This is a genomic window from Candidatus Dechloromonas phosphoritropha, from assembly GCA_016722705.1.
Classification (GTDB): Bacteria; Pseudomonadota; Gammaproteobacteria; order Burkholderiales; family Rhodocyclaceae; genus Azonexus; species Azonexus phosphoritrophus.
The window spans coordinates 715,682-726,414 of sequence record JADKGN010000001.1 but is presented as its reverse complement, the minus strand read 5'-3'; the positions used below and the strand labels follow the sequence as shown (position 1 = coordinate 726,414).

7 protein-coding genes and 1 pseudogene are annotated in these 10,733 nt (G+C 59.8%); 5 read left to right on the top strand and 3 right to left on the bottom strand.

Annotated elements, in window-relative coordinates; genetic code table 11:
• The first annotated feature begins 35 nt into the window (after positions 1-35).
• Positions 36-5,318 (top strand): hypothetical protein, encoded by a 5,283-nt coding sequence (locus IPP03_03590; protein MBL0351786.1) that lies wholly within the window; start codon positions 36-38, stop codon positions 5,316-5,318.
• 599 nt (positions 5,319-5,917) lie between these two features.
• Here the strand turns inward: IPP03_03590 and IPP03_03585 are convergent.
• Positions 5,918-6,001, bottom strand: a pseudogene (locus IPP03_03585) (Hsp20/alpha crystallin family protein).
• A 46-nt stretch (positions 6,002-6,047) separates the two neighbouring features.
• The gene (locus IPP03_03580) at positions 6,048-7,580 is read right to left on the bottom strand and encodes a MarR family transcriptional regulator (protein ID MBL0351785.1); all 1,533 of its coding nucleotides are present in this window, start codon (positions 7,578-7,580) and stop codon (positions 6,048-6,050) included.
• Between the two features lie 141 nt (positions 7,581-7,721).
• Between IPP03_03580 and IPP03_03575 the strand changes: the two genes are divergently transcribed.
• Genes IPP03_03575 through IPP03_03560 form a run of 4 tightly spaced genes read left to right on the top strand, consistent with a single transcriptional unit; the run spans position 7,722 to position 10,007 of the window.
• Positions 7,722-8,672: a DnaJ domain-containing protein gene (locus tag IPP03_03575; GenBank protein MBL0351784.1), complete on the top strand. Its 951-nt coding sequence runs from the start codon at positions 7,722-7,724 to the stop codon at positions 8,670-8,672.
• 3 nt (positions 8,673-8,675) lie between these two features.
• Complete coding sequence (locus IPP03_03570) at positions 8,676-8,987, top strand: MerR family transcriptional regulator (protein MBL0351783.1); 312 nt, start codon at positions 8,676-8,678, stop codon at positions 8,985-8,987.
• A 52-nt stretch (positions 8,988-9,039) separates the two neighbouring features.
• On the top strand, positions 9,040-9,528 hold the full coding sequence (gene tadA / locus IPP03_03565; GenBank protein MBL0351782.1) for a tRNA adenosine(34) deaminase TadA: 489 nt from the start codon (positions 9,040-9,042) through the stop codon (positions 9,526-9,528).
• Positions 9,525-10,007, top strand: a complete 483-nt coding sequence (locus IPP03_03560) for a L,D-transpeptidase (GenBank protein MBL0351781.1) — start codon at positions 9,525-9,527, stop codon at positions 10,005-10,007. Before tadA ends, IPP03_03560 begins: the two co-directional genes overlap by 4 nt.
• Here the strand turns inward: IPP03_03560 and IPP03_03555 are convergent.
• The gene (locus IPP03_03555; GenBank protein ID MBL0351780.1) at positions 9,977-10,726 is read right to left on the bottom strand and encodes an NRDE family protein; all 750 of its coding nucleotides are present in this window, start codon (positions 10,724-10,726) and stop codon (positions 9,977-9,979) included. The two genes, IPP03_03560 and IPP03_03555, sit on opposite strands and share 31 nt — an antisense overlap.
• Positions 10,727-10,733: the final 7 nt, after the last annotated feature.

The following is a 10,733-nucleotide window of genomic DNA, read 5'->3' as shown; positions in this document are numbered from 1 at the left end:
GTGAAAGGGACGCAGGTCATAATGGAGTACAAAAAATGAACGCGAATTTGCGGCGCCCAGATCGTGTCATTAAAGCTGTGCAGCTGGCGAATGGCGCCGAGCGCATCGAGCAATACGATTTTCTCCAGCGCCTGCAACTGGTCGAAGAACCCGACGGCAGCACCCTGCGCTACGTGTACGACGGCAATGGCGAATTGCATAGACTCGAGCACAGCGGCGGCGAATCCGTTCACTACAGCCGCACCGGCGATGCGATGCGCGCCTGCACCGCACGCGTTGAAAGTGAAGTGCGGTTCGACGCGCAGCATTTTCCCACGCACATGATCTATCGCATTGACGGCCACGAATGGCGCGTCGATTACCGCCGCGATGCACAGGGCCGCGTGCTGGCCATCCGCTATCCCAACAGTGCAGAATGGCTACGTCTCGGCAACATCATAAGCTGCGGCAGTCAGCGCTATGCGCAACTGGAAGCGCCACACATACGGTTCGCCAACGGCGTTACCAGCACCGAGCAATGGATCGAATTCGAAATATCGACAGACGCAGCCGATGACGCAACTGGCGAAAAAAACGACATCGCCCAACGCCGGCTGCAGCGCATAGCGCACACCGATTTGGCGGGCGAGGCCGCAGTTGACCAGCACTACGCCTACGACGACCATGGCCGCGTCACTCGCGCCGGGGAGCAGCAATTTGCTTACGACGCCGACGGCCATCTGTGTGCGTGCGACTCCGTGCATTATGAATTCAATGCGCAACGGTGCCTGACCAAGGCCGGCGACACCGCATTTTCATACAGCGATGCCCCACATATCATGCAGGCCGGCAATGTGCGTTTTGATTACGACGCGCTCGGTCGCCGCTGCGCCCGCTACGATGACAGCGGCACGCAGGAATATCGCTACAACCTGTTCGGGCAACTGGCTTCGGTCACGCTCGCCGATGGCTCCTGTGTGAATTATTTGTACGACGGTTTCGGCCGTTTGGTCGGCCGGGAAAGCGCGCAAGGAATTATCTACTACATCGTTGATTTCGACGGCCACCGCATTGCCGATTGCGCGGCCGACGGGGCCGTGCTGCGCAGCTATTTGTGGCTTGGCTCCGCGTGCATCGGCGTCGTAGACGGCGTCTGCGGCGGGCCGTTGAGTCAATCGTTTCATCGCGTGCACGGCGGCACGCTAGCGGCGATCGGCACGCCTGACGGCCAATTGCAACCCGTCGTGCATGCCGACCCCTACGGCGCCGACTCGCCAATTGTGGGCGGCATCCCCGGCTACGCGTGCCTATTTGGCGACAGCGCCACCGGCTTATTGCATGCCGGCAGCCGCTGGCTCGACCCCACCATCGGCCAATTCATCAGCGCCGATTCGTGGTTCGGCACGCACGCGCTTGACCGCATGCCGGGTGCGGCGCGCCCAGTGCTCGGCGCACTGCCCGGCGGCACCGGCCATCTGTTAAGTCAACAGGCAGCCTACGACTGGTGCAATCGCGACCCGGTCAATTTCTGCGATCCCAACGGCCACAATTTCATGGGCCTGATCTGGTCGACAATCTCTGCTTTTCTGTGGTCAATGCAAGTGACCAGCATTGCTTTTCAAATGGAATTGATCAGTCTCGTCATATTCATTCTGGCGACCTTCCCCGGCTTCATGCCGGCCTGGAATTTAACCGGATGGAAGCGCATCGCACCGTGGAATGGTTTGCCACCCTTGCTCGGGTCGTCGCGTCTGATGGTACCGTTCGCATTTCCGCTCAACAGCATCTGGAATGCCAGCGGCAGTGTGTTCACAATGGGCAATGTGATCTGGGTCAATGGTGACCAGATGAGCACACTGGAAGACACCTCGCAACGCGATTTAATCGAGTGTTCAAATGCGGGCACCTACCGCGCCGCCACCAACGAAGTAGCGGCCGACGTTTACCGCGTGCGCAGCGCCAATGCGACAGCAGCCGCCACGACCGATGCTACAGGCACGACACTCACCGCCGTCACGCTGACCGCACCTGCTGCGGCGGCGCTGGGCGATGTGTTTGTTTCAGGCGTTTCACGCGACGGCTTGTCGATTCGCTTGTCCGGCGCCGCGACTGGCGACGAATTGCGTTTTATCACTGCTATCGCCGGCGGCACTTTCACACTCGACAGTGCGCTGCCAGCGGCATTTTTCACGCAGGCAGTCGACATCGCACGGCTCGATGCAGCCGGCGTCCATTTGCAAAAAGACGATGTCAACGCTGTGCGCACGCTGACCTTTGTGCGCGGAACATCTCTGCATATCGCGGCGCAATTGCCCGAGGCTGTACCAAGCGAGGGCCTGAGCGTTACCGAATATATGCCGGCCGGCATTCGCTCCAAGACGACAGCAACGTCCATCCGCGAAAGTGCACTAATTCGCCTCGCCGAGCACGCCGATCAGGCGCTGTATGCCGTGAGTGACTTTTTGCGCGTACGCGCCGGCACTGACTACACAGCACGCGCGCTGTCGCGCTTGCGCGGCACGCGCGATCTCATTCTCGACAGCGCGCTGCCGCCGGACCCGACGGCAATCAAATATTTGCAGGTTGAAGTCGCCAAAATGATGGCCGACGGCGCCGCGATTGCAAACCAAACCGCCACCGGTGACCGCCTCAACGTCGGCAATATCGCCGATTTGCGCAAGGGCGATGGCGTTGCCGTCGACAACACCGGCGGCGCGCCGGTGACAACGGAACGGCGCATCGTCAAACAGGTGTTTGTCAGCTGCCCGCTTGCCGCGCTGCCCGCAGCACTTCAAGCCGTTGCGATCACGGTTGACATCATGACCGCCGACACCAGCAAACAGGCCAAAGGCAAATCCAGCAGCGCCACGGAAATCGCCACCGATCAGGGCGACGCCGGCCATTTCGAAACCGATCAGCCAGTACGCGTGCGCAAGGCGCCGAGTATGGATTTTTTTACCACAATCGCCAGCGTCGACAATTCCCACAACAAACTCACGCTGGCCGATGCCTTGCCCGTAGTGGATTTCCCCAACGGCACCGATGTCACCGTGCATTTGATGACGCAAACCAAACGCCTGACGGCAGAACCCTCGGCGGCGCCAGCCACGCAAGTCACACTGCTGGTGGAACGCCCGAACAGCCCAATACTAAACGATGTCATCCGCATTCGCGCGGCAAGCGCAGTGCAAGGTGGTGCGCTGCGCCAGATCAACGCCGCCCCCACCGTCATTGCGCAACTGGATAGCGCCCTATCCGCCACACATACCGCCAATTTGTCCGTGCAGCGATTTTCACCGGTCGCCAATACCCTCAAAGGCAATGCCTCGGCGCCGACAGTGCAATTGCGCTTCACCATTAACGGTAGCGTCAATCCATACGTGCAAAATGACGAGCTGTTTTTCGTACAGGGCGAGGAAGGCTACGGCAAAGTGTTTGCGCCGCCAGTCGGCCAGGTCATCGAAATCGAACACCCGCTCGAATTCGCGCTCGGCGCCAACAACATCATCGTGCAACGCATCACGCCCACCGGTGCCAATACACCCGATGCGAAATTAAAGGAATCGCTGATTCTGATCCCCTCCGATCCGAACGAAGATCCGATCACCCGTCGGCGCGCGGTTGAATCACATGAAATGCGTCATGTCTGGCAATACTCGGTACTCGGCCCATTCTTTTTCAGCTTCCCGTTGCCGTGGCTGATCAACCTCGGTTTCTCCGCCTTCGGCTCGGAGGCCACCGGCAACAGCGCCAACAAAGTGATGCGACACATCGGCTTGGGCGGCCTGGACTCTCTGTTTGCGCTGGTCGCCTGGGGCATAGGCTCTGCCGCCGGCGCCACCTCAAAAGCGGCCAACCTGGACGGGGAACTGATCGATGTCGATCGCAAGGTCATTCAATTCTCCACCGACGCCGACATCGAAAAAATAAAAACATTCACCGAAGGCTCACCCTGCGAGGCAGCCAAAGGCGATTACAGCACCTTCAATGTGATCGAAACGCTAGATGTGGGTCAGAAGAAAGTAACGTTGCGTTTCTCGCTGGAGTCCGACAAATTTGCCACCAACGACCGCGTCAAAATCAGCGTCAGTCCCTTCGAAAAAATTCGCGCCACCGTCAATAAATGGTTCAGCCTGAATCTGGAACAACTCTGGAGTAACCACATCCCTGTATCGTGGGGACGGGTGCTGTCCAAGTTTTTAAACCGCGACAGCTGGTTTCCGCTTCTCGGCCTGTATCCCATCGGCTTTGCGATGGCCAGTGGCAACCAGTCGCGCATGCACTTCGAACAAGACGCCAGCTACCACTCTGGCGATTTGTACAACAATTTGGCAACCAGCGACCCCGCCGAAATTTATGTCGGCCAATTTTCGCGCGTATTCGGTTTTTTGCAGGGGCGCGGTTTTGGCGACACCGCCACTGGTTTATCCGATATCAATCCACTGGAATTTTTAACAGTAGAAACGCCTGCAGTCAACGTCGGCGGCGTTGCACTGACCCCCACCGAACTGGTTTACGGTTCAGTGGATGCCAACAGCGTCGGTCGCGTGCGCTTTCGCGAAAACTACTACATGCACATGAAAGATCAGGTCGAAAATGCCGTGGGTGCATTTTTCGCCGCCTCGCAACCGGGTACTTACATTTTGCATGTATCGGGCGAGCTACCGGCGGGCCAGCTGGTAAACACGGTGGGCTTCGACGCGGACTTCCAGAAACTGCGCAATATCAAGGTGAAGGCGTTAACGGTGACGCCGGCCGGCACCGCAGCAGACCCGCTGTTCGAAACCGAAACGCTGCGTTTTACCATCACCGGCGATAGCAAAGCCAAATACGATCTGCAATACCAGGGCACAGCACCGGCAACCACCCTCATCTTCGATGCCGCCGATTCGCTGCACGTGACCGTGCCGGTCGGCACCACCGGCGTTCACAACCTGGCGATCAAAGCGACGTACCAAGACACCGACGCCGTTTTTCACGGCAGCGGCCAACTCGATCCCATTGGCTTGACTGCGGCGCAACTGAGCAATATCTGCCAGATGCTGCAAGTCAATGTACAGGCGTTGGTGGCGCCAGTGATTGCCGCTGTGGAAGCAGGAAAAACGCAGACTTTTCAGATGCCGATTGCACCCGCCAGCATCACCGTCACATCGCCACTACCGGCGGGTGCAGCAGTCAACGCCAGCGTGATCAATGGCAGCGGGCGGCCGGCAACGCTGACGTTTGTCGCACCCAATGCCGTGACGGCAGCAACGGCAGTCACATTCAATCTGGTGTTCGGCAGCGGCGCCAACACCAAAACCATTCCGGTGTCGGTGCAGGTCACGCCCAAACCTTGAGAGCGGCTGGACAGTTGCAGGGTTGGCTCTCGAGTGCTTCAGGAGCCGATAGACCTCGATAGATCTCGAAAGGTGAGTTTTCGCGAAACCGCCCGGAAACCCGCCTCAATGCTGATACATCACGATTTGACGGTAAAAATGACGGTAAAAATGACGGTAAAAAGCCGCGGCGCCAAAGAAAGTTCTAGACATGACAACGGCTTACATGCGCCGTTGATGATCGAGTGGGAGTGACAGCGACGGCGTCGGATGGTGGTAGGTGGGAGTTGCTTTGTGCTTCGGGCACCCAGATCGCCATCGGCAATACGGTGCATGCCAGATTGATCGGTGGGCGCCGTTCTGCCCGCTCCGACTATTGACCAATGGGTTGTGGAACCTGGATCTGCTGAAACTCTGGAACTGCGGGGCCGGCACGTTCGTTAAATGCGGATGGTGACAGGCTTTGGCTTGCGAGATTCCTGCTTGGGCAATTCGGCGAGTTGCATCAAACAATAATAATCCTCGCTGGCTTACCGCTAAAAGCGCTTTTCGCCAGCCATCCGGCGGAAGGGGTCGGCGAAACGTTCATCTACGCGGGTAGCTGCTTTTTCGGGCACTGGGTCGGCGCCGGGGACGAAGGCATAGATTTCCACCGATTTGGGAGTGGCGCCGATGTTGATGGCGGGGAAGCCCCGGCTACTTGCAATTTAGTCACTAACCAGTTCAATCATCACAAATCATGAGAAGAATTCAGGATGCGCAAGCCATGGTTGGCACTATGTTGAAGCGGGTCAATGAGCAGGCCGCAGCGACGACTGAACGCCCCAATCGAGTGAGGTAGTAGCGATAGGTATGAGTGACTTTCTTGATCAAGCCGAGCGTACGCAGTCGGGCAAGTTGGCGCGACATGGCGGACGGAGTGAGCTTCAGATAGCTGAGAAGATCGGCACGACGCCAACCGTGAATGTTGAACTCGCCGCGTTGCATGGTTTGCAGCAAGGCTTTCTCGGCAGGATCAAAGAAGTTCACCCCTTTGACACCGGGAGCCGCCCCCAACCGTGGCATGCTCAATCGCTCCAAGTCACGCTCGCCAGCACTGGGGTCATCGAGGCTGGAGAGGAACGCCAGGTAACGTTGGTTGCAGCCGAGCAGGATGTCGCGCAGGTCGATCAGGCTATAGATTGTCTTCTTCAGGGGCGCCAATTCTCGGGTGGCGTGCCTGTCCTTGTGTTCCACCTTGCGGTGGTGTTTGAAGAAACTCACGTCATTGACGGTCGTTTCGACCCGCAGTACGCGGGAGAATTTGTCATACACCTTGACGCCAGCGGCGCCCATGGTGTGCTTGATGCAGCGCCCCTCGATACGGGTGGACAACCGGGAACCGATCTCCTGGGCCAGTTGTGGCGTGACCTTCTTGCCCAGAAAGCTGGAGACGCGTTCTGCGTTGGCGGCCAAGACCGCTTGGCGCGAAATGGCGTCATACAGTGGAACCAATATCTGCTCACTGCGAAACATCAGGTCGGTGGAGTATTCGACTTGGCGCAAGCTCCAGTGATACGAGGATCCAAAGACGTCAAGCACTGGGCACAACCACTGCGCATAGCGATCCAGTCGCGGGTGAAGTACGTCGGGACTGAACGCATCCGCCAGCGCCTGCGCCTGCGCGATGTCGGCGACACGCAGGAAGGCGTTGTCCTGCTGGAGGAAGTCGATCCTTTCTCGCGTCAGAGTTCTTGCCAGAGCGCTGTGACCATTACAGTAGAACTGCAACCCGAACGGTGCCCACGTCGGCACACGCAGGTAGCACAACCCCAGTTCCTCGTCGATGAAATAGAAGTAGTCGTGCAGGCACTTGCCTTGATCGGGGCGCAGGTAAGTCTTGCCACTGCCTTTGTCATGCCACGGTTTGTAGCTCGGACAGGCTTCCATGGCCGAGAGCACATGCACCAAACCCGGTGCGTCGCCGCGACCGGCGAGCACTCGCGCGACCAACTCTTCCTTGCGAATATGGCTTTTGCTGACGTGCGCGATTTCAATACCCGCCGCCAGACACACCTCCTGCGCACGCTCACGAATGCGATCTCGCAGCGGCTCGGCAAATCGCGGGTAGTCGAATACCCGAATTCCGTGCGCGTACAAATAACTCGTCATTCCTGCCGCGTAGCACGCACCAGGCAGCGTGCCGGTGATAATGATCCGGTCAAAGCACGAAAGCACACCATGCATGTTCGTCGCGTATCGTTCCGCCAGAGCCATCGCCAACATGATCGCCTCCTCGGTCATTCGTCAGGCTTCTATCGTAATACCTGTTTGGTTCCGGCTCGTCCGGCTTAGGTTTGAGCAGCCAGCCTTCAACACCTTGAAACCGCTGCGTGCAACCGCAATTTCTGATAGCTTTAGGCTTGCCGAATATGGGGTTTGCTCATGGAATTCAAGGACTACTACCAGACGCTGGGCGTGGCTCGCGACGCCACCGCCGAGGAAATCAAAAAAGCGTTCCGCAAGCTTGCGCGCAAGTATCATCCGGATGTCTCGAAGGAGCCCGATGCGGAAGCGCGCATGAAGGAGGTGAACGAGGCCTATACGGTTTTATCGGACCCGGAAAAGCGCGCGGCCTACGAGCAGCTGGGCAAGAGTTATACTCCCGGCCAGGATTTTCGTCCGCCACCGGACTGGGATGCCGGCTTCGAGTTCTCCGGCCGTGGTTTTTCACCGGGCGAAGCGGCGGAATTCTCCGATTTCTTCGCGGAACTGTTCGGCCGCATGGGACGAGGCGAGGGCTTTCGTGCCGGCAGCCACGACGCGCACTTTCGGGCGCGCGGCGAGGATCATCATGCCAAGGTGCTGCTCGATCTGGAGGACGCCTTCACCGGGGCCACGCGTCAGATCACACTGCGCGCGCCCGATCTCGACGCCCAGGGGCATGTCCAGCTCAGGACGCGTACCCTCAACGTGAAAATTCCGCGTGGGGTTCGCGCCGGCCAGACCATTCGCCTCGCAGGGCAGGGCGCACCGGGCCTGGGGGGTGCGCCGGCCGGCGATCTTCTGCTGGAAGTGCACTTCAGGCCACATTCGCACCTTTCCGCCGAGGGGCGTGATCTGCATCTGAGCCTGCCGGTAGCGCCTTGGGAAGCTGCGCTCGGCGCCGTCGTGCCGGTCGATCTGCCCGGGGGATCGCTGAAGGTACGCATCCCCGAGGGCGCGCAAAGCGGCAAGCAGTTGCGCGTGCGCGGCAAGGGTATTCCCGGTGAGCCGCCGGGTGACCTGCTCCTCGATATTCAGGTAGTCCTGCCCCCGGCCGACACACCACGGGCGCGGGCACTCTATGAAACCATGGCGAAGGAACTCGCCTTTGATCCGCGCGGGAGGGCCTGAGCAATGCAGGAAAATGAAGTCTTCGACGGCATCCTGATGGAAAATTCCTGGCTGACCCTGGAGCAGGTGGCGTCGGCCTGCACGGCGGAGCCGCAATGGCTCCTCCGGCGCATCGGGGCCGATCTCTTTCCGCATGCGGAGTGTGTGGCTGGTGTCTGGCGCTTCTCCAGCGCCGAGTTGGCGCGCGCCCGGCGCATGCGGCAGATCGAGCGCGACTTCGATGCGGTGCCGGAACTTGCAGCACTGGTGGCCGACATGCTCGATGAGATGGATCGTCTGCGCGAACGCCTCGCGTGCCTGGAACACAGCCGATGAAACCGCAAGTGGAGGACCTGCCTGCCCACTTCGCGCTTCGGTTGGCAGTGAGATGAAATTGGTCGAGCAAGCCACCGCCGTGCTCGGCGACGAGTACTTCATGCGCGAGGCCATTTCCTTGGCCCGTGCGGCTGAATGCCTCGGCGAGGTACCGGTTGGCGCCGTCATTGTCTTGAACGGCGAGATTGTCGGACGCGGCTTCAATTCACCAATCGGCGAGAGTGATCCGACTGCACACGCCGAAATCGCCGCACTACGCGATGCCGGACGTTCGCTCGGCAACTATCGGTTGCCGGGTTGCGAATTGTTCGTAACCATCGAGCCCTGTGCGATGTGTGCCGGGGCCATACTCCATTCGCGGATCGCCCGCGTGGTCTATGGTGCCCGCGACCCCAAAACCGGGGTCCACGGCAGCGTTGTTGATCTCTTCGGCGTCGAGCGCCTCAACCACCATACCGCGGTGCTCGGCGGCGTTCTGGCCGATGAATGCAGTGCTGTCCTTTCCGCCTTCTTTGCCGGGCGGCGCCGGAAGATGCAGTGAAGATCGATATTTCGGTGGCCCACCAGTTGCTGACCCTGTTCGATGATGCCGGGCGCGTGCTGCGCGAGTACCACATCTCGACTGGCAAGGCCGGGGTCGGTGAATTGTCGGGCAGTTTTCAGACACCGCGCGGTCGACACCGGATTCGGGCCAAAATCGGTGCCGGTGCGGCGGAGAACACCATATTCGTTGGGCGCCGACCCACTAGCGAGGTGTGGTCTCCAGAGTTCGAGCAGCGGCATCCTGGGCGTGACTGGATCCTGACGCGCATTCTGTGGCTATCCGGTTGCGAGCACGGGCGAAACCGGCTCGGCTGCGTCGATACGATGCGCCGTTACATCTATATCCACGGGGCACCGGAACATGCCGACATGGGGACGCCGGCGTCGCATGGCTGCATCCGCATGCGCAATGCCGACATCGTCGAACTCTTCGATCTGGTGCCGGCCTACACGCTGATTGATATTCGCGAAGACTGAAGCGGCCGACCGTCGGGCCCGAAGCTGCGTTCCTCGAAGGTGATCCCGCCATCGGCGGCCAGCATCGCCACCGTCGAGGCACGCGTTCCATAGGGCTCGGAGCGCACGAAGATCGCCGACAGGCGCCGTTCCCATTCGAGCGGAACCCCGGTATCCGGCAACTCGCTGTCGGGGACAATCTCGTCGTCGGCGAGAATCGCGAACAGCGGTGCCGGGTCCGGCAAACTGGCCAGCGCCCTGCTGAAACCCTGACGGGCGGTCAGCAGTTTCGGCCACGGACTGTCGAGCAGATGATTCGAGAGCCCATAGACACCCGGCGCCAGTTCCAGCGACTCTGTGCTGCGATTGCTGCAATACCAGAGTGATTCCTTGTCACTGACCAGCAGATTGAAGCCCGAATATCCGTCCATGTCGATCTGGCCAACATAGTCGGCCACACGGTGCTGTCCTACAAGGAAATCCCGCGTCAACCTGCCTCTTGAATGGCGCCCCTTGGCTGCCGCGGTTTCACGAACGTTGGTCACCGCCGCGAAGCGCCCGTCGCGCGTCATGCCAAGCCAGGTGCCGCCAGCCTCGAGGTCACGGCCGGCAATGACGGCGGGCGCATCGGTCCAGAAGTCCGCGCGTGCGGTCGGGCGCGCATGAAATTCGTCACGATTGGCGGCGACGATTAGTGGGTAGTCCGGATGAACCCGCCAGCCGATCACGATCAAGCACATTTTTGCC

What these genes read in the sequence shown, in the direction of transcription:
- IPP03_03590 (MBL0351786.1), top strand. Translation starts at nt 36, where the DNA reads ATGAACGCGAATTTGCGGCGCCCAGATCGTGTCATTAAAGCTGTGCAG.
- IPP03_03580 (MBL0351785.1), bottom strand. Translation starts at nt 7,580, where the DNA reads ATGACCGAGGAGGCGATCATGTTGGCGATGGCTCTGGCGGAACGATAC.
- IPP03_03575 (MBL0351784.1), top strand. Translation starts at nt 7,722, where the DNA reads ATGGAATTCAAGGACTACTACCAGACGCTGGGCGTGGCTCGCGACGCC.
- IPP03_03570 (MBL0351783.1), top strand. Translation starts at nt 8,676, where the DNA reads ATGCAGGAAAATGAAGTCTTCGACGGCATCCTGATGGAAAATTCCTGG.
- tadA (MBL0351782.1), top strand. Translation starts at nt 9,040, where the DNA reads ATGAAATTGGTCGAGCAAGCCACCGCCGTGCTCGGCGACGAGTACTTC.
- IPP03_03555 (MBL0351780.1), bottom strand. Translation starts at nt 10,726, where the DNA reads ATGTGCTTGATCGTGATCGGCTGGCGGGTTCATCCGGACTACCCACTA.